Here is a 19,812-nt window from a genome sequence, read left to right as displayed (position 1 = left end):
ATAAAAAGCAATAGCGATCATTCCTGATCGCTATTGCTTTTTACTGGTATTTCTATAGTCTATTGCTTCTGAACAGTCTGCCTATGAATTACGTTTTCGCCATCCAACACCAGCAGGTAATAAACTCCCGCAGGCAGAGAGGAAAGATCAAACCTGTTGCTCATAGTGCCGCTGCTTACTTTTTCCTGTTTTACAAAAATAACTTTACCTGATCCATCTACTAGGCGAGAGCTTACAACAGTCCCTACATCAAAAATGGCAGTTACATTCAGTTCACCGCGTGTTGGATTAGGGAATACTTTCACAGGCACCACATCATCAAACACTGCTTGTAGCACACGACTGGTTTTTTTCGTTCCATCTTTATCTACTTGTAAAAGCCTGTAGAAGTTTGCTCCTTTTACTGGTGCCAGGTCATTGTACTCGTACGAGATCTGCTGGGTGCTGTTACCATTCACCGCTTTTGAACGGATCACACCTGAAATGGCTGTAAAGTCAACCCCGTTCGTGCTACGCTCAATGATAAAATGATCGTTGTTGATCTCCGTTTGCGTGATCCAGCTAAGCCTGCTGCTACGGCCAACTTTCTCTAGTTTAAATTCAGCCAGTGTAACAGGCAGGGGCGCATCCATGCTGCTAACAGCGAAATCAGAAATAGGCATACCTCCTATTGTTCCCACCAACGTTGCCTCACCAGTTTGCAGGTTCAACGTATAAAAATTGCTCATTCCTGCACTATTAGTGGCAGATAAAAATGCAGTATTCATCATTGTGGCTACGTCGGTATACACATCCATATCCAAACCCATAGAAGTAGTAGTGTTCACCGCTGTACTACCTATGGTTGTTAGTACTCCACCATTTGGAGATGCACTGGTAGCAAGCGCATCCAGGCTATAGTCGTAGTAATAGATAGTTGTGCTTGTAGCTCCTGCTACACTATTGGTATAAGCTACTGCACGAATATCTGGAGCAACCAAACGATTGGTATCTGCTGCATCATAACTCAGATCAGTATCTGTTCCAGCTAAAGCGCCATCATTAGGATTGAGACGATAATTCTTCCGGCTACTGCTGGTCACCCTGATCCTGTCAACTGTTGGGTTGAAATCAAATCCTATATCAGTCATACCAGCAGCTAACATAATAGCTGAACCTACTGTGGTTGCTGCACCGGTAGCAGGGTTGATGAGGTACAATTGTGTAGCTCCCGATGAAGCATAACCCATTCCAAATAATTGACCATTTGCTGGTCTGAAATCAATACCCACCAATGTTTGACCTGCCGCAATTCCTGTCACAGCCACTGAACTTACAATCGTGCCTGGCATATTTGCATTAAAGCTTACAAGATTGCTTCCTGACAGTGCATATACAAGTTTGCTAGGAGGAGGTGGCGCAATGTAAACAGCAATATTGCTTACCAACCCACTCATTCCTACCTGGCCTATTTGCCTGGTAGCTCCTGTTGCCAGGTTGATGCTGTAAAGGTTGCTGCTGGTGCCGTTGGTACTTGCTACCAAAAAAGCATTATTGGTAGCCGCCGCTCTGTTAGATGAAATGTCCATGTCAATCATTGCCGAAACATTGGCTGTAATGCCGGTACTTCCTACAGTGTTCATTGTACCATCATTAGGAGCTGAACTGGTGGCAAGGATGTTCAAGTTTATATCATAATAATAGATAGCTGTGGTGGTAGCACCGCTGAAGCTGTTGGTATATGCAACTGCATGTACAGCTGGCATTGCCGAAGCATTAGGATCACCTGGTGCATACGTAAGAGTACCATCGGTTGCTCCTATTGCACCGTTGTTTGGATTTAGCCGGTAGTTGTGCCGCTGATCACTCGTAACGCGTATCCTGTCTACTGTTGGGTTAAAATCAAAACCAATACCCGTCATTCCAGTAGCTAATGTTACAGGAGCTGCTACTGCTGTTGCAGCGCCTGTAGATGTATTCAATACATAAAGCTGGGTGGCGCCATTACTACTATTGTAGCCCATAGCAAAAAGCTGCCCGGTAGCAGGTCTGAAATCTAATCCAACTATGGCTTGTCCGGCTGTAATGCCAGAGATCATCATGCTACTGGTAAATGTATTAGGCGTATTAGAAAAGAAAGTAACCAGGTTGTTTCCACTCAACCCATAGATCAACTTATTTACGGGTGTGGGATCAACCATAACAGCTATATCTATAATATCCAACCCGCTACCTATCATTCCCACCAGTGTTGCTGCCCCTGTAGAAAGATTTAACCTGTAGAAGTTGCTATTGCTACCGCTGGTACCAGCTAAAAGATATGCTGAATTGGTACCGGTGCCAGTGCTGGTATATATATCCATATCAATCGCTGATGTAGATGCTGCTACTATACCTGAAGAGCCGATTGTATTCATAGTGCCGGCATTAGGTGCACTGCTGGTGCTTAAGGTATTCAGGTTAAAGTCGTAGTAATAGATTGCAGTAGTGGTGACAGAAGGAAGATTGTTTGAATAAGCCACTCCCCTTATGTTAGGTGTAGCACCTGCATTAGGATCACCTGCTGCATAGGTAAGCGTTCCATCTGTGGCAGCCAGTGAACCGTCATTCGGGTTCAACCGGTAGTTCTGCCTGGTGGCACTTGTAAGGCGTATCCGATCAACAGTTGGATTGAAATCAAAACCGATAGATGACATACCTGTAGCTAAAGTGATGGTGTTTCCTATCGGTGTCATGGTGCCGCTGCCTGGTTTAATTCGATATACCTGCGCTGCGCCGGTGGTGGAGTGGTAGCTAAATGCATATAGCTGCCCGTTTGCTGGTCTAAAGTCAAGGCCTTCAAAAGTGTGATTGGCAAGGAGTCCTGTAAGAGGGACCGAAGAAGTGATGGTGCCGGGCGATGCAGCCTCAAAACTTACCAGGTTTAAACCTGAGGTGACCGCATAAACTTTCTGAGCATTTACCTGGCTCATCCCGTTTGGTATCAAAAACATGCACAACCAGAAGGCAGGTGCGAATAAGAACTTTGGCAGATGGTAGAGAGTAGACTTTGTCTTCATATTCTTCAGTTTAATTTACAATTTGTTACTGCCAAATACGAAGACTGGTTCTTTATGGTTTTTATGTTTTCTTAACTCTACATGATGTTTTTAAAGATTTTTCAAGGCTGTTGAAAAGATGAGATTGTTTTGATTTTGAACGTGCTACAATTTCTCGTACACAAAAAAAGGGAGCTACTATGTAGCTCCCTTACGTAAGAATATGTGTATAGTTTACTTTACTATTCCCAACTTGGCTTCCATGCTTAAAGTAGCATGAGGTACAGCGCGAAGACGTGCTTTATCTATCAATTTGCCAGTAACCCGGCAAATACCGTAGGTCTTATTTTCAATACGCATGATGGCTTTTTCCAGGTGATCGATGAAGGTGATCTGGCGACTTGCCATCTGGCTAAGCTGCTCACGCTCCATACTCATGCCACCATCTTCCATCGTCATGTAGCGGTTATCAGTTTCGTCGCCACCCAATTCGTCGCGGCGGGTGATGAGACCTTGCAAGTACGCTAATTCTTTTTTAGCTGCATCCAGCTTTTTGTTGATCAGCTCCCTGAATTCCTGTAGTTCTGCATCGCTATATCGCATGGTAGGACCTTGCGGAGTTGGTGCAGGTGTATCCAGTACGCTTTTCATGAAGTCTGGCTCGTAGTCAACTTTTTTATCGGTAGATGTTTTTGGTATAACTACCGGCTTGGCTGCTTTTGGCTCTGCCTTCTTTGCGGCCGGAGCTTTTGCTGCAGGTGCTTTTTCTTCAGTTTTTGCAGGAGCCGCTGCCTTAGCGGTCTTTTTATCTTCAACAGGTTTTGCAGGAGCTGCCTTAGCTGCTTTAGCTTCAGGAACTACCGCTGCTTTCTTAACTGTTGTGGTGGCCTTACTTTCTTTGGTATTGTCTGATGCTTTTTTCACAGGCAAATTTGTTTTTGATGCAGCACTTGCAACAGCCTTTTTAGGTGCTACAACCTTAGCTGCGGGTTTACTTGATTCGGCTACTTTATTCCCATTTTGCTTCGCTGTTGTTCCTGCGCCAGGCTTGGCTGCTTTTGCTAATTTGTCAGTTGCCTTTTTTGGAGTGATCTTTTCCGGGGCAGATTTAGACGTTTTTGCACTTGGTTTAGCCTGTGCTGGTTTAGCTGTTTTTGAAGCACTAGCAGCTGATTTTGCTGCTGTTAAGGGTTTTTTAGTAGCCATTAGCTTATGTGTTTTTAGTTACACTCACTTTTAGCCGGATATCATTTACTTCAATTTCGATGCCATTGGCAAGCTCGTTAACAAAGTGGATGTTATCTGCCAAAATTTCCGCGCAAATATATTTGTTGTACGTATTTACGGAATCTGCGATCTGGTCGTTCTGCTCGATCTCAATAACGATCCTGTCAGTAAGATCGAAGCCACTGTCTTTCCTTAGATTTTGGATACGGTTAACGAATTCCCGTGCTTCTCCTTCTCGCTTTAGCTCATCGGTGATGGTGATATCCAGGGCTACTGTAAGGCTACTTTTACTTGCTACACTCCAACCCGGTATGTCTTCTGCTGTTATCTCTACTTCGTTTGCTTGCAAGGTAAGGGGTTCACCATCTATGTCCAAAATATATTGACCATCTTTCTCCATTGTGGTGATATCCTGTTGATTAAACTTCGCAAGGGCTGTAGACACTGCTTTCATCTTCGGTCCCAGCTTCTTACCAAGAGCAACAAAATTTGGCTTTATCTTCTTGTTTATAAAACCTGCTGTTTCCTCCAGGTACTGTATCTCCTTTACATTCACTTCCGACTTTACCAGGTCTTCCACCTTTTGCAGCTGCACCTTCATCACCGGGTTTAGAACCGGGATCAGCACTTTTTGCAAAGGCTGACGCACTTTAATGTTCACCTTTTTCCGAATGCTTAATATAAGAGAGGAAGCGTCCTGTGCTAGTTGCATGCGCTCCTCTAAATCTCTGTCAATTGCATTTTCATTGGCTACAGGGAAATCAACATGATGTACGCTTTCAGCCTTAAACCTGCCGGTAACGCCGTTCAGGTTTTGGAAAACTGCGTCGGCAAAGAATGGAGAGATTGGTGCAATCAACCTTACCACTGTCTCCAGGCACTCGTACAGCGTTTGGTAAGCCGCAATCTTATCTTGCTCGTATTCACCTTTCCAGAAACGGCGGCGGCAAAGGCGCACATACCAGTTGCTCAGGTGCTCGTCTACAAAATCTTCAATGGCACGACCAGCCTGTGTAGGCTCGTAATCATCCATTTCTTCAGTAACCGTTTTTACCAACGTATTGAGCGACGACAGTATCCACCTGTCGATCTCAGGGCGCTGGTCAAGTGGTATGTATTCTTCTTTGAAAGCAAAACCATCAAGATTGCTGTACAATACGAAGAACTGGTAGGTATTGTATAAGGTGCCGAAGAACTTGCGCTGCACTTCCTGTATTCCTGCTATGTCAAACTTCAGGTTATCCCACGGGCTGGCATTGGTAATGAGGTACCAGCGGGTAGCATCAGCTCCAAACTTTTCAATTGTCTGGAATGGATCAACCACATTTCCCAGTCGCTTACTCATCTTGTTCCCGTTCTTGTCAAGAACAAGCCCATTGGAAACAACCGTTTTATAAGCTACGCTATCAAATAGCAAAGACCCTAAAGCGTGAAGTGTATAGAACCAACCGCGTGTCTGGTCTACACCTTCGGCTATAAAATCAGCAGGAAAAGCTTTTCCTTCATCTACAAGGTCCTTATTTTCAAATGGGTAATGCCACTGCGCATAAGGCATGGCACCACTGTCAAACCATACATCCACCAGGTCGGGAACACGCCTCATTTCTCTGCCGCTTTCGCTTACGAGTATGATTTCATCCACATACGGTTTGTGCAGATCCAAGATGCCTTCGTGCAGGTAGTTCTTGTTTACATCACCACCCAATACTTCACTTGCTTTGCGGATGCCGGCATTTAATTCTTCTATAGAACCAATACATACTTCTTCTGCTCCATCTTCTGTGCGCCATACCGGTAGTGGTGTACCCCAGTAGCGGCTACGGCTCAGGTTCCAGTCCACCATGTTCTCCAGCCAGTTTCCAAAACGGCCTTCACCGGTTGATTTTGGCTTCCAATTGATGGTTTTGTTTAGCTCCACCATCCGGTCTTTTAGCGCAGTGGTTTTTATGAACCATGCATCCAGCGGGTAGTAAAGCACCGGCTTATCAGTTCTCCAGCAGTGAGGATAGCTGTGTTCGTATTTCTCTACTTTAAATGCTCTATTCTCTTTCTTTAGCTTCACGCTGATGTCTACATTCACATCAGCGAAATCTTTTTCGTCTTTATAATTCTTTACAAACCTGTTGCTGAATTCACCTAGTCCATCCACAAATTTCCCTTCGCGGTCTACCATGGTAAGAATACCAATGTTGTATTTTTTACCAACGCGATAGTCATCGGCGCCAAATGCAGGTGCTGTATGCACGATACCTGTACCGTCTTCAGTTGTTACAAAATCACCCAGGATAACGCGGAATGGCTGCGGTGCTTCACCAGTAAGGCTATTAATGTTCGCAGGACTGTTAGCTTCATATGGTAACAGTTGCTCGTATTCTACAAATTCAAGATCTGCACCTTTTACTTCTGCCAACACCTGCCATGGCAGTAGCTTCACCCCTTCTGCATAATTTTCAAAATCTCCATTCTCTCCTTCAGGCTTGAAGAACTTGTGCAACAGCGCCTTTGCCATTATCACATTTATAGGCAAATGTGTGTATGGGTTAAAGGTTTTCACCAGCACATAATCAATAGCTGGTCCTACGGTAAGACCAAGATTGGAAGGTAAGGTCCAAGGTGTAGTGGTCCAGGCGAGGAAATAAATATCCTCATTATTTGCTTTTTCTACCAGGAAGTTCGACTTGTCGTTCTTCAGCAGCTTAAACATCGCCACTGTAGATGTGTCCTTTACATCTTTATATGTACCAGGCTGGTTGAGTTCGTGGGAGCTAAGACCCGTACCTGCACCCGGGCTGTACGGTTGGATGCTCACGCTCTGGTACAACAATCCCTTATCGTACAGGCGCTTTAGCAGCCACCAAAGTGTCTCTATATATTTATTATCAAAAGTGATGTAAGGGTCTTTCAGGTCAACCCAGTAACCCATTTTTTGGGTCAGCTCATCCCACTTGTCCTTGTACTTCAGTACCTCTTTGCGGCAGGTTTCATTATAATCAGCTACAGAAATGGTTTTGCCAATATCTTCTTTGGTGATCCCCAGCATCTTTTCCACGCCTAGTTCTACCGGCAAGCCATGTGTATCCCAGCCGCCTTTCCTTTTTACCTGGAAGCCGCGCATGGTTTTGTACCTGCACACCAGGTCTTTTAGTGTACGGGAAATAACGTGGTGAATGCCGGGCATACCGTTGGCGCTGGGTGGCCCTTCGTAAAAAACAAAGGGAGTGGCCCCCTCACGCAGGTCTACACTTTTTTCAAAAGCCTGGCTCTCCTCCCATTTGGCCAATATTTCCTTTTCTATTGCCGGCAGGTTGAGGCCCGAAAACTCTCTGTATTTATTCATAATAAAAGAAACTCCTGGTTATGCTAAAAATGTGCGCAAAGGTAAGGAAAGACAGAAAGCAGTTGGAAGCAGGAATCTGTGAAAGTAAACTGCTGTTACCGTTTGAGTGATTGAGATGACAGCCGGCAATTTCGCCCTTTGCTACAACTAGCAACTTTTACTTCAAGATCCACCTGACGCCCACAAAAACTTTAGCGCCTTGTATGGGTGCATAATTATAGGTGGGGTCAAAAGTATAGCCGTTGGGATTGGTATCTGGACGAGAATCTCCATTTGCATCAAAATATTTACCTCCTGGTTTGTTGAAAGGGTCGTCAGAATGCAGGATGGGATTTGACGGCACAAAGTCCAGCAGGTTCTTCACTCCGCCATACCATTCAAATTGCTTGAAATTTTTCGTCAACTGGAGGTTCATTATGCAGTACAGCGGAGACTGAGCAGGCCGAAAGTCATTTGGAAAAACCGGAAGATACATGGGACCATTCACCCTTCCTGTCCAATCGATGGCTATACCCGCCTTAGGAAAAGTATAACTGACAGCATAAGTACCGGAAAACTTTGGCGCAAAAAGCTGCGGCACTTTCTCTGGTAAACCATTTTGCCCCTCCTCCACCTGGTAAACATCCATATAGGTTACACCTGCATTCACTTTCAGGCCCTGCTTGAAACCTGCGTCAATGTTTAGCGTCAATCCTTTAGAAATGGCATAACCATACAGGTTATCGTAAATGATCTTGTTACGGTCAGTAAAAAAATCGCCCACAATCTTGTTAGTGAAATAGGTATAAAAAGCACTTGCGTCCACAGCTATGAAACCATTGTTGAGATTGATATGGCTGGTGTAGTTTATGTTGGTGTTCCAGCTTTGCTCCGGCTTTAGTTCAGAAGTGATCACCACATCGCGGGCTCCTGTAAGGGCAGCGTGATCTTCAGTAAAAAGATTGACGACGCGGTAACCATTGCCCGCACTCATACGCAAGCTATTGTGGCGATTAGGAGCATATTTGAAAGCAAGTCGTGGCGTAAAAATGCTGCCGTGGTTATTGTTATGATCGTACCGCAGGCCAGCCAGCAGCGTCAGCTTTTCATTCACCTTCCAATCATCTTGTACAAACAAACCAGGTAAATAAGTAATGGCAGGCATATTAACACCACCACGTTTTTGAGTAGCGATAGAATTATCATCGTACCATGTATAACGCAATGGCAGCCCGACGAGGATATTGTGTTTATTGATGGATTTTAGATATCTCAGTTGTGCAAAAGCCACATGTTGCAGTGCTTTATAAGGTGTAGTGCCGTAGTAGCTATCCTGCAGGTGGTAGTTGTACGATACATCAGCATACAGGTTTTTACTAAACTGGTAGTTGCCTATCAGCTCGTACCTGTTGGTATAAATGCTCTCGCCATATATGCTGTCCGATCCGCGAAACGACCTGTTCCACTGCAGCTCTCCTCCCCAACGGTTTTCGTATATATACCTGCCCGCCAATGTAAACAACCGGTTTTCCTTTCGGTGGAAATTCCATTTATTAAACAGCGACACCCGGTTCTGCAGTGTTACATCGGTAAAATTATCATTGTTGATATCACGTCTTTGCCAGTAGTTGAAGTAGTTGACACCAATGATAGATGATGACTTTTGAACATTGAATTTGGCATTCACATCAGCATTGTATTCACCTACACTGGTAGCAGACAGATCCACTTTTAGTTTATCAGCTGTCAATGGATCTTTAGTGATAATATTGATCAAACCACCTACTGCTTCGCTGCCATACAAGGTAGATGCGGGACCTTTTACTATCTCTACTCTTTTCACCATACTATTGGGTATACCCGATAAACCATAAACGGTAGAAAGGCTGCTGACGATCGGCATCCCATCTATGAGTATCATCGTATACGGACCTTCCATACCATTGATGTGAATGTCGCCAGTGTTGCACACATTGCAATTAAGCTGCGGTTGCACACCGTTCACCATCTGCAGGCTTTCAAAAATATTTGGTGAAGGATTTTTCTTGAATAATACTGGCGTGTACACTTCTACCGGGATCGGGCTGTCCATTTTGCTAACCGCTTTCAAAGTTCCGGTTACCACTACTTCCTGCATGTTGCCCATCATCCTTTCAAGTTCCACTTCGGGTAAAACTGTATGCAAAGAATCCGCTTGAAAAACAAGCTTTTTATGCTGGTATCCAATACCAGAATAATGAAGTGTGATGGTCTGCGGGGCAACACCTTCTATATCAAATTCTCCTTGTGCATTTGTGATAGCTCCTTTTTTTTGTCCTTCCACTAAAACGGAGATACCGGCTACGGGCGCTCCTTCACACACTACTCTACCTTTTAGTTTTTGTGCTTCACAAAAAAAGGAAAACGTGCAAAAGAGTATGAGTAGAATGATCTTCATTTTTAGACTAGCCTAAATTTTTATTTAAACGAACTTAAAGAATTCTTTCCAGATAAAAAACTTTGCCACCACCTGCTGCGCAAGCTTGTACAGGTAATGAGAGTTATGTATACGTTTTTGGTGAACAGCAGGATGTTGTTCTATTCTCACTAAAACATTTCAGGAAGCTATGTGGCAGGATTTTATCAAAAGCTCACTCATGGAAGCGATAATCTTCTGTGGCATACAGGCAGCAGGAAAAACGAGTTTTTTCATAAGAAGGTTTATTCATACCCACCTTAGAATATCGCTTGACCTGCTGAATACAAGGAATAAGGAAAGGCAAATGCTGCAAACTTGCCTTGATATGCAACAACGTTTTGTGATAGATAATACCAATGCTACCAAAGCCGCACGGGCTAACTATATAACACAGGCAAAAGAGCGGAAGTTTAAGGTAATCGGCTACTACTTTACCACAGGTGTATTGCAAGCCATTGAACGAAATAAACAGCGGCAAGGAAAACACCTGGTGCCGGAAAAAGGAATTTGGGGAACGAATAAGATATTAGAACCGCCGGCTTACGAAGAAGGTTTTGATGAACTGTACACGGTGAAAATAACTGATAATGATTTTGTCGTGCAATTTCTACCGAAGCCAGTGCAGCCATTGCTATAAACAAAAAGTGCCACCGTTTCCGGCAGCACTCTTTTCTATTTCTGATTGGGGGACATTACAACTTGGCGCCTACAGATATAAAGAAGGTTCTTCCATCGGCTGGCAGTACACCAGGACCAGGATAACCACCTGCACGGCGTGTGAAATATCTTGCATCAGCAAGGTTGTTAATACCTGCTCTTACGTTCAGTGCCTGGCTAACTTTATAAGTAGCGGTCAGGTCGATCACATTGTACGAAGGTATAAGCCCGTTTTGTGCATTAGCAGTTGGCTTAGCTGTATTATTAGCGTCGCTATATGTTTCACCTACATAGCTCAACTGGCCGGTGATCAACAGGTTTTTGTAACCAGCAGATATACCCGTACGAAGGATGTTAGATGGTGCGTTCTCAACTTTCTTTCCTTTGGTGTTAGCGTCTTTATGATTGCCACTGTAACGAGCATCTAAATAACTATAAGTAACAAAAGTTGATAAGTCGAAGTTGGTATTGCCATTAAAAGCACGAACTGCATTAAATTCTACAAAGCTTTCCAAACCCTTGCTGGTGCTTGCACCTACATTGGTGATCAACCTATAGCTTGAAGGTGTGCCACCCGGATTAGAAACGGTTACCGTTCCTACGCGATTGTTGTACTGCAGGTAAAAACCACTTACATCAAACTTCAACCAGCTGTTTATTTTACCGCGGTAACCCAGGTCCATGTTATAACCTCTTGCGTCTTTAAGCTCAGGATCCACTACATCGGTAGTAGGAGGCGCTTGCAGGTTTGCAAACTGGATAGGACGATATGCCTGCGCATAGCTGGCGTAGAATTCAGTTTCTTTTGTTACATGGTATTCAGCACCTATGCCACCCAGCACAAAGCTCCTGCTGCGGGTAATGTTTTGCAGATTGATCTCTGAACCATTTGGAGCAAAACCTTGCCTGCCTGATGCAGAACCTTGCAACCACTCGTAGCGTACACCTGGAATGATCAGGAACTTATCTGAAAGCCTGAAGATATTTTCTACGAATGCTGCAGCATTTTGAGAAGTGAAGGTTACATCACGTGGATAATCACCAATCACGGTCATATCATAATTGCTTCCTGTAGTGCCACGGCCATCTGCTTGCCTGTAAGTAGCGCCGGTATACATACGAATACCGCCCGAAAAGGTGTTCTTCATTGTACCCAGGTTGTAATCAGCAAGCACCCTGCTTTCTAAAGCATAGTTGCGGTATTTATCAATATTCAATACACGGTTGTTGTATTGCCGTGTAGCTGGATTGATGGTATCAGCCACATTAGCACCTTGCATAAAACCTACACTATTACGATCACCAATGGTGGCAAATAGTTTAGTATTCCAGCGGGCATTTTCGCTTATCTGGTAATTGGCTATAAGCGCAGGAGTTGTCCATGTTACATCAAACCAGTTGCGGCTCCTGGTGCTTTGTTGTGCATCTGCACCAAAAGCACTATCGGTAAGTCCACCCGGTTGTTGGCTGCGGATGTTAGAACGCATCAACTCTGCAGTAAGAGACAGTCTTGAATTTACCTGGTAAGTAACTGTTCCAAAACCGGCATTGGTATAAAAGCGACTGTTTTGTCTCCAACCTTCTCCATTGCGATGGTCGAAGAAACCATAATAATGTACTTTACCTGATTTACCACCAATAGCATTATACGAGTTGAAAAGGCTGTTGCTACCAATGTTTTGCTGCGTTTCGAATTCAAACGGCTTATTGATCTCGCTACCATTGCGCAATATGTAATTAACCAATCCACCGAATTGCGCTCCATACTGCAATGAACCTTGTCCACGCACTACTTCTATACGCTGAACCGCTTGCAATTGTGGGTTGTAATATGCTTCCGGGTATCCAAAAGGATCGGCAGAAATATCGTATCCATTCTGGCGAACATTGAACTCCCAGCTACGGTTAGGGCTTAATCCACGCGCCGCAATACCTATCTGTATACCACTTGGGTCACTTTCCCAAATGTGTATGCCCGCCACTTTCGACATTACCTGGCGCATGGTATTATTCACCACGTTTCCTTGTACATTATCCAATACAATAAGGGCATTTTTCTTTCCTGCGTAGATGCTGGTTCCAACTACTTCAGGCATTTGCTGGTAGTCGCTGCGGCTGCCGCGACCTACCACTGTTACATCAGCCAAATATTTTTGAGCAGTTATAGTATCCTTCTCTACAATTTTATTATGGTCCTGCGATTGTGCTGTCGATATCACTCCAATTGCAATCAGTGCTAAAAAGCTATGTTTCATTTCTGGTTTTTTGAACGGGGGCAAATGTGGCGCTATCGAGTGGTGATAGCTTACGGAATCAGGAAAAGAAACTGCCGAATCAGGAAAACCGTCAGTAGACGCGTTTCAGGGAAGGTTGATCAACCTATTATAAGATGAAAACCATCTTACCTATATATACACTTAGGCACTTCGTTTTTATAAAGAATACGCTTCGCCACTCCTTTACTAGTTACTATACTCCTCTGTTTAAGGCAATTATATCCTGCTTGATTCCTTCACCAAAAAACTGCTCTCATGATAACAATCATCTTAGCTTATGATGCATGGCAGCAAATAACCTTATGCGCACAAATAGTTTTGCTCCGTAATCATTACACAAACACACACCAAAAATCATAATCATGAAACGTTCATTCACAACAAAAATGCTGGCACTTGCGGTCGGCCTGGCTACTCTCACTTTTGGATATGCACAAACACCATATCATACGCAAGCTTTGGATGTTAAGCTTAGCGGAACATCAACACTTCACGACTGGCATATGGATGCAAAGCAAGGAACAAGCGATGCTGCATTCGTGGTAGAAGGAGATAAACTGACCTCTATTGCAAAATTAAACTTCACCCTACCGGTAAGAAACCTGAAGAGCGAATCATCTGGCCTTGATAAGAATGCTTACAAAGCCATGAATGTAGAAGCAAATCCAAACATCCAGTTTGTACTTACTGCATCATCTATCACACCTGCAGGTGGAAATAACTACAACATCAAAGCAGTAGGAAAACTGACCATTTCTGGTACTACAAAAGATACTGAGCTGCAAGCCACCGGTACTTATAACCCTGCAGATAAATCAATAACCGTTAACGGTTCTAAGAAAATGAAGATGACCGACTTCAATGTTAAACCTCCTACAGTAATGATGGGTACCATTAAAACCGGCAACGATATCACTATCTCTTACAACCTGAAATACACCAAGTAAACCATCACAAAACATATCAAAAACAAAGAAATGAAAAAGCAATTTTTAAAGTATACCCTAACTGCAGCACTGGTTGCTGGTTGTATACTGCCCCAAACTACTATGGCTCAAAAAGGACTGGGCGAAATTTATGGCCGTCCTTCTTACTGGAACCCATACGATCAAAGAGGTATCAACAGGTTTGAAACTTCAAAACTACCTGACAGCATTCCATTTGAAGGACCACGTGTACGTTTCGGTGCTGGCTTCACACAGCAGTTCCAGAACATTAAGCATTCTAATACTGCACTAAACAATGGTGGTAACACACCAGCTACTGCAGGTGCTAATAAATTGTACCCGCTTACTCCAGGTTTCATGACTGCACAGGCTAACCTGTTCATTGATGTACAACTGGCTGATGGTATCCGTTTGAACGTTACCAACTATATGTCTTCTCGTCACCACAACGAGTTCTGGGTAAAAGGTGGTTATATCCAATTTGATAAACTTCCATTCAAAGGAAAATTCTGGAACGACCTGATGGAGATCACAACCATTAAAGTAGGTCACATGGAGGTTAACTATGGCGATGCTCACTTCCGTCGTCCTGATGCTGGTCACACACTACAGAGCCCATTCATGGAAGGAAACATAGCAGATGCTTTTGCTACTGAAATTGGTGGTGAAGTGTATGTTCAGAAAAATGGCCTGTTCGGTATGTTTGGTATGACCAACGGTATGATCAAAGGTCACGTTGACTCTACCACTCCTGGTATGCTAGGCACTGAAGTAGTAGACCCTGTAACTAAAAGAAATCCTTCTTTCATCTTGAAAGGTGGTTACGATAAAACTTTTGCTCCAAGAGTAAGAGCTCGTATAAGCGGTAGCTTATACCACAACAGCAGCCAGAACGGTAGCGGCCTTACACTGTACAGTGGCGACCGTGCAGGTTCTAACTACCAGAACGTAATGGAAACATGGGCAAGTGGTGGTGCTGCAAAAGCTTACACAGCTATGTATACTTCAGGTCGTTTCAACCCTGGCTTCAGCAAAAAAATGACAGCAATGATGTTGAATGCTTTTGGTAAATACCAAGGTTTAGAATTCTTCGGAACATTTGAAACAGCTAATGGCCGTTCTAAAACTGAAAGAGACGATCGCAACATGACACAACTTGCAGGTGAACTTATCTACCGCTTTGGTAAAGACGAGAACCTGTATGTAGGTGGTCGTTACAACACTGTAAGTGCAAGATTGAACGGTTACACAGAAAATGTAAAGATCGATCGTACCTCTTTAGCAGCTGGTTGGTTCGTAACTAAAAACGTACTGATGAAAGCTGAGTATGTAATGCAGAACTACAACAACTTCAAGAATACAGATTTCCGCAACGGAGCTAAATTCAACGGGTATGTGATTGAAGCAGTAGTTGGCTTCTAAGGTATTCCAACTGCCACACATTTATAAAACAAACAATTGGGAAAGCCGCTTAATTAAGCGGCTTTTTCTATTTAAATCTTTTTCAATAAAAAGAGATAACTGATACCAATCACTATTGCTTTTGATATACATCATAAGAAAGAAAATAAGGGTAAGATAGCTTTACATAGAGCAATTGATATAGTGAAACAGGACATTTAAATTCTTTAGATCATGAACACTTCTAATAAAATTTTTAACCTGCTACTTACCTTATTCTTTTTATTGGTAATGGCACCAGGCATAGCAGATGACCGGGATAAAGAAAAGAACAATAAAAAAGAAGCTGTAAAGTGGGCTGTACAGAAAACAAGCACACTACGCATCAATGGATCTACCAACATCAACGAGTTTGGCTGCGACATTAAAGGCTACTACCAGGCAGATACCATTGCATGCATAGAAGAAAATGGTGTAAGCAAAACAGTAACACTGAAAGGTGCGCTAGCTATTGATGTAGCAAGGTTTGACTGTTACAATAAGATAATGACCACCGACCTGCAAAAGACACTGAGGGTTAAAGAACATCCTAAAATGATCATCCGCTTCCTTTCACTGGACCGCAACCCGGTAATGGGCAACAACAAAGACTTTATGAAAGGATGGGTAGAGATAGAACTGGCTGGCACCACACGTAAATTCGAGATCTGCTATTCTTTCGCAAAAACAAATAGTTCTCTTATCACGCTCAATGGTTCTCGGTCATTTTCATTTGCAGACTTTGCCTTGGTTCCTCCAAAAAAACTTGGTGGTCTTGTAAAAGTGAAAGATCATTTTGATGTAGAATTTAAACTCCTTCTCGATCCGATTAAATAATAAACTACACTGCAAAACTGGGTGATGGTTTTACAATTGTGGTGTGTATGAGTGAAGCCCGGGGCGCAGGTCCTGGGCTCTCTTTTTTATTTAAGCTGAAACTTCCGGTGCTATCTGCACAAATTTTTTAATAACAATGACAGCATAAAATGTTTTGACCCGCTAATCATGTGGCACAAACTTTTAATACCTAAGAAGAAACATCATGATGAAAAAGATATTGGCACTAGTAGCAATAGCAGGAACATTGGTAGCCTGTGGAGGAGAGGGTACAGCAGACCCAACAGATACTTTGTCTCCAAGGCAGAGAGATACATTTGTAGTTGATCCTACAGGTACAAGAGGAATAGATACTACTACTCCTCTACTAGGAGCAGATACTACAGGTACAGGCCAGGGAAGGTAAACCAACTGTTATAATACCAAAGAAGATCACCATATAGTGATCTTCTTTTCTATTTTATGAAATACTACTTAGGTTGAAAAACTATTGCAACCTCCTTTCTTCTCCCAGTTACAGCACCTTCTTACCACCCAAGTAAGTGGACAAAACTTTGGTAGCTAATATCTCCTTCTCATCCACCTTCATCAGGTCTTTATCCAAAATAATGAAATCAGCTTTTTTACCTTTTTCTATACTGCCTATTTCCTTCTCCAGGAAGCAAGATTTTGCTGCCCAAATAGTCATTCCTTTTATTGCTTCCTCCCGTGTAAGTGCATTTTCAGTTTGAAATCCTTTGGCAGGATAACCCTTTTCATCTTTACGTACTACAGCTGCAAGAAAGGTTTTAAAAGGACTTATATCTTCTACCGGGAAATCAGTACCCAGTGGTATCCATCCGTTTTGCTTAAGCAGCTGCTTATAGGCATAAGCTCCTGTTATGCGCTCCTTACCCAATCTTTCTTCGGCCCAATACATATCGCTGGTAGCATGTGTAGGCTGTACAGAAGGAACAATATTTGATTTTCCAAACAGCCCGAAGTCGTTCCAGTTTACAACCTGTGCATGTTCTATTCTCCACCGCTTGTCGTTGGTGCCATTCAGAACTTTGTTGTAAATGTTCAGCACTTCCCTATTGGCACTATCGCCAATAGCATGTGTGCACATCTGGTAATTGGTATTTACAAGTGCTTGTGCCAGGCTATCAAAATAGGTCTTCTCCTTTAGCAGGAAACCTTTCCATCCTTTTTTATCGGCGTATTCTTCCAGCAAACAAGCACCCCTGCTACCCAATGCACCATCTGCATATACTTTTATTCCTTTTACATACATCTTATCCGTCTTGTAAGGCTCCTTGCCCAGGTAGCGGCTATAGTTGGCGGTATCATCACTCAGCATCACGTATAGCCGTACATCTATAGCACCTTCTTTTTGTAGACCATCTATCACCTGCACATCGTTGTACATGAGACCGCAATCCGCTACAGTTGTTAGTCCTGTAGCAAAGAGATTTTTTTGCGCTTCGCTCAGCCATTTCACATAATCATCTATGCTGGCCGCAGGAATTTTGGCGGTTATCAAATCAACTGCATTATCTATAAGTACACCTGTCAGCTTTCCATTCTTTGTTTCTATTTCGCCACCTATAAGGGCCTGGCCAGCTACCACACCTGCAGTATCCAATGCTTTCTGGTTAGCTATAGCCGCATGACCATCCACACGGGTAAGAACTACCGGTGTACCAGGAAAAAGTTCATTAAGCTTTTCATTGGTAGGATAAGCTTTTCCTGGCCACTTATTCTGGTCCCAGCCACGTCCCTGTATCCACTTTTCTTCAGGATGTTCATCAGCAAATTTCTTCACACGCTCCACCACTTCATCCCAGCTTTTGGTACCAAACAGGTCCACCATGAAAAGGCTTTTTCCATAGCCTAAAAAGTGTGCATGGGCATCAATCAACCCGGGATAAACAGCTTTGCCCTGCGCATCAATTTTTTCTTTTGCTGCGTACTTGCCCAGTATGTCGTCATTGGTTCCTACTTCCACTATTTCACCCTCACTTACAGCAAAAGCTTGTGCTGTAGAAAAACTATCATCCACTGTATACACCACTGCATTGTGCACTACCAGGTCTACTTCGGTTGTACTGCTGCATCCAGTAAAAATTACCAGCAATAAGATTCCTAGAATATATTTCATTAAGTTTTATTTGGTGGCAAATGTACATAACACAGGTGCAGCAATAACATCAACCGGCCAGAGGCTGCAAAAGCTGCCTGTTGTCATTTTTTACACCTGCCACCGCCGGTAGCTTTGTATTATGAATATTGATGTATCGTTACTGCAGAAATATAATCAACCCGTACCGCGCTATACAAGCTATCCTACTGTTCCACATTGGGATGCTGGTATAGATGTGCCTAATTGGAAGGAATTGGTTCGGCAACAATTTCAAATAAAAAACTCTAATGAAGGAATTAGTCTTTATATCCACCTTCCGTTTTGCGAGTCGCTGTGTACCTACTGTGGCTGCAATAAAAAGATCACGACGAATCATAGTGTAGAAGATGTATACCTACAGGCGGTACTAGATGAATGGAAACTTTACCTGGAACTGATGCCAGCTAAGCCGGTGGTAAAAGAACTGCATTTAGGAGGCGGTACACCTACCTTTTTTTCTCCTGCTAATCTTGATAAACTGGTGAGCACCATCCTGAATGATTGCATCATTCACCCGGCAAGGGAATTCAGTGTAGAAGGTCATCCGAATAATACAACCAAAGAACACCTGGAAACGCTGTACAATCTTAACTTTAGAAGAATAAGCTATGGTGTTCAGGACAATGATCCTACTGTTCAGAAGGTCATCAACCGCATTCAGCCTTTTGAGAACCTGGTACAAGCAACTACATTGGCAAGGGCTACAGGTTTTAATTCTGTCAACTTCGATCTTATATACGGGCTGCCATTCCAAACCTTAGAGAGCATACAAAGAACCGTTGAACAATGCGTGACGCTACAGCCTGATCGAATCGCTTTTTATAGTTACGCCCATGTGCCATGGAACAGTCGCGGCCAGCGTTTGTTCAGCGAAAAAGATCTGCCTCCTGCCGATCTTAAATTGCAACTATACCTGCGCGGCAAAGAACTCTTTACGAACAATGGTTACCACGACATCGGCATGGATCATTTTGCACTTCCACATGATGACCTGTATCTAGCATCAGTAGAAGGTAAACTGCATCGAAATTTTATGGGCTATACCACACAGGCAGGTGGACTTTTGATTGGCTTAGGCGTTTCATCCATTAGCGATATAGGCATTGCTTATGCCCAAAATGAAAAGTCGTTAAAAGAATATTATTTAGCAATTGATGATAAAGCCCTGGCTGTACATCGAGGCTATGTTTTAACTGAAGAAGATAGAGCCTTTAAAAGCTATATCCTTAATATTATCTGTCGCGGAACAACAACTTTTGCTGAAGAACATCTGCCGTTGCTAAGAGAATATGCTTTTCCTGAACTGGCTTTATTACGTGAAGATGGATTAGTAGAGTTTGACGAACTGGGCCTACAGTTGACTTCTAAAGGAAAAAACTTTGTCCGTAACATTTGCAAGGCTTTTGACTTGCACCTTGCACGCTACAAGCATGAAGGAAGTTCTCCTATGTTTAGTAAGGCTATATGATTAGGAAG

At 43.2% G+C, this 19,812-nt stretch carries 13 protein-coding genes; 7 read left to right on the top strand and 6 right to left on the bottom strand.

The features are described 5' to 3' along the window. Positions 1–59 precede the first annotated feature (59 nt). The gene (locus J4N22_RS14020) at positions 60–3,038 is read right to left on the bottom strand and encodes a DUF4394 domain-containing protein (protein ID WP_207495567.1); all 2,979 of its coding nucleotides are present in this window, start codon (positions 3,036–3,038) and stop codon (positions 60–62) included. A 213-nt stretch (positions 3,039–3,251) separates the two neighbouring features. Further along, the gene (locus J4N22_RS20215; protein ID WP_342450935.1) at positions 3,252–3,941 is read right to left on the bottom strand and encodes a TraR/DksA family transcriptional regulator; all 690 of its coding nucleotides are present in this window, start codon (positions 3,939–3,941) and stop codon (positions 3,252–3,254) included. Between J4N22_RS20215 and J4N22_RS19980 the strand changes: the two genes are divergently transcribed. Beyond that, positions 3,922–4,257, top strand: a complete 336-nt coding sequence (locus J4N22_RS19980; RefSeq protein ID WP_242692236.1) for a hypothetical protein — start codon at positions 3,922–3,924, stop codon at positions 4,255–4,257. The genes J4N22_RS20215 and J4N22_RS19980 overlap by 20 nt on opposite strands. On the opposite strand, the gene ileS is transcribed toward J4N22_RS19980, so the two are convergent. Further along, complete coding sequence (ileS, locus tag J4N22_RS14010; RefSeq protein WP_242692235.1) at positions 4,228–7,581, bottom strand: isoleucine--tRNA ligase; 3,354 nt, start codon at positions 7,579–7,581, stop codon at positions 4,228–4,230. The two genes, J4N22_RS19980 and ileS, sit on opposite strands and share 30 nt — an antisense overlap. Before the next feature lie 157 nt (positions 7,582–7,738). Further along, positions 7,739–9,997 (bottom strand): TonB-dependent receptor, encoded by a 2,259-nt coding sequence (locus J4N22_RS14005; protein WP_207495564.1) that lies wholly within the window; start codon positions 9,995–9,997, stop codon positions 7,739–7,741. Between the two features lie 199 nt (positions 9,998–10,196). On the opposite strand from J4N22_RS14005, the gene J4N22_RS14000 reads away from it, so the two are divergent. Beyond that, a complete protein-coding gene (locus tag J4N22_RS14000; RefSeq protein WP_207495563.1) occupies positions 10,197–10,655 on the top strand; it encodes an AAA family ATPase in 459 nt (152 codons plus the stop codon). Positions 10,656–10,710: 55 nt separating this feature from the next. Here the strand turns inward: J4N22_RS14000 and J4N22_RS13995 are convergent, their stop codons facing one another. Then, positions 10,711–12,930 (bottom strand): TonB-dependent receptor family protein, encoded by a 2,220-nt coding sequence (locus J4N22_RS13995; protein WP_207495562.1) that lies wholly within the window; start codon positions 12,928–12,930, stop codon positions 10,711–10,713. Positions 12,931–13,313: 383 nt separating this feature from the next. Between J4N22_RS13995 and J4N22_RS13990 the strand changes: the two genes are divergently transcribed. From J4N22_RS13990 to J4N22_RS13975, 4 genes are all read left to right on the top strand, one after another. Further along, the gene (locus J4N22_RS13990; RefSeq protein ID WP_207495561.1) at positions 13,314–13,898 is read left to right on the top strand and encodes a YceI family protein; all 585 of its coding nucleotides are present in this window, start codon (positions 13,314–13,316) and stop codon (positions 13,896–13,898) included. Positions 13,899–13,928: 30 nt separating this feature from the next. Next, a complete protein-coding gene (locus tag J4N22_RS13985) occupies positions 13,929–15,320 on the top strand; it encodes a hypothetical protein (protein ID WP_207495560.1) in 1,392 nt (463 codons plus the stop codon). Between the two features lie 213 nt (positions 15,321–15,533). Beyond that, a complete protein-coding gene (locus tag J4N22_RS13980; protein ID WP_207495559.1) occupies positions 15,534–16,175 on the top strand; it encodes a hypothetical protein in 642 nt (213 codons plus the stop codon). A gap of 205 nt (positions 16,176–16,380) precedes the next feature. Further along, positions 16,381–16,581 carry a putative periplasmic lipoprotein gene (locus J4N22_RS13975; RefSeq protein ID WP_207495557.1) on the top strand — a complete coding sequence of 67 codons (201 nt, stop codon included), beginning with the start codon at positions 16,381–16,383 and terminating at the stop codon, positions 16,579–16,581. 108 nt (positions 16,582–16,689) lie between these two features. Here J4N22_RS13975 and J4N22_RS13970 read toward each other — a convergent pair whose 3' ends face one another. Then, positions 16,690–18,315: an amidohydrolase gene (locus J4N22_RS13970; RefSeq protein ID WP_207495555.1), complete on the bottom strand. Its 1,626-nt coding sequence runs from the start codon at positions 18,313–18,315 to the stop codon at positions 16,690–16,692. A 121-nt stretch (positions 18,316–18,436) separates the two neighbouring features. Here J4N22_RS13970 and hemN point away from each other — a divergent pair, with 121 nt between their 5' ends. Next, positions 18,437–19,804 (top strand): oxygen-independent coproporphyrinogen III oxidase, encoded by a 1,368-nt coding sequence (gene hemN / locus J4N22_RS13965; RefSeq protein ID WP_207495553.1) that lies wholly within the window; start codon positions 18,437–18,439, stop codon positions 19,802–19,804. Positions 19,805–19,812 lie beyond the last annotated feature (8 nt).

It is taken from the genome of Aridibaculum aurantiacum (assembly GCF_017355875.1).
GTDB classification, from domain to species: Bacteria; Bacteroidota; Bacteroidia; order Chitinophagales; family Chitinophagaceae; genus Segetibacter; species Segetibacter aurantiacus.
This window is presented reverse-complemented; position numbering and strand designations above follow the sequence as displayed.

Coding starts and splice junctions, on each gene's coding strand:
- J4N22_RS14020 (WP_207495567.1), bottom strand. CDS start 3,038: ATGAAGACAAAGTCTACTCTCTACCATCTGCCAAAGTTCTTATTCGCA.
- ileS (WP_242692235.1), bottom strand. CDS start 7,581: ATGAATAAATACAGAGAGTTTTCGGGCCTCAACCTGCCGGCAATAGAA.
- J4N22_RS14005 (WP_207495564.1), bottom strand. CDS start 9,997: ATGAAGATCATTCTACTCATACTCTTTTGCACGTTTTCCTTTTTTTGT.
- J4N22_RS14000 (WP_207495563.1), top strand. CDS start 10,197: ATGGAAGCGATAATCTTCTGTGGCATACAGGCAGCAGGAAAAACGAGT.
- J4N22_RS13995 (WP_207495562.1), bottom strand. CDS start 12,930: ATGAAACATAGCTTTTTAGCACTGATTGCAATTGGAGTGATATCGACA.
- J4N22_RS13990 (WP_207495561.1), top strand. CDS start 13,314: ATGAAACGTTCATTCACAACAAAAATGCTGGCACTTGCGGTCGGCCTG.
- J4N22_RS13985 (WP_207495560.1), top strand. CDS start 13,929: ATGAAAAAGCAATTTTTAAAGTATACCCTAACTGCAGCACTGGTTGCT.
- J4N22_RS13980 (WP_207495559.1), top strand. CDS start 15,534: ATGAACACTTCTAATAAAATTTTTAACCTGCTACTTACCTTATTCTTT.
- J4N22_RS13975 (WP_207495557.1), top strand. CDS start 16,381: ATGATGAAAAAGATATTGGCACTAGTAGCAATAGCAGGAACATTGGTA.
- J4N22_RS13970 (WP_207495555.1), bottom strand. CDS start 18,315: ATGAAATATATTCTAGGAATCTTATTGCTGGTAATTTTTACTGGATGC.
- hemN (WP_207495553.1), top strand. CDS start 18,437: ATGAATATTGATGTATCGTTACTGCAGAAATATAATCAACCCGTACCG.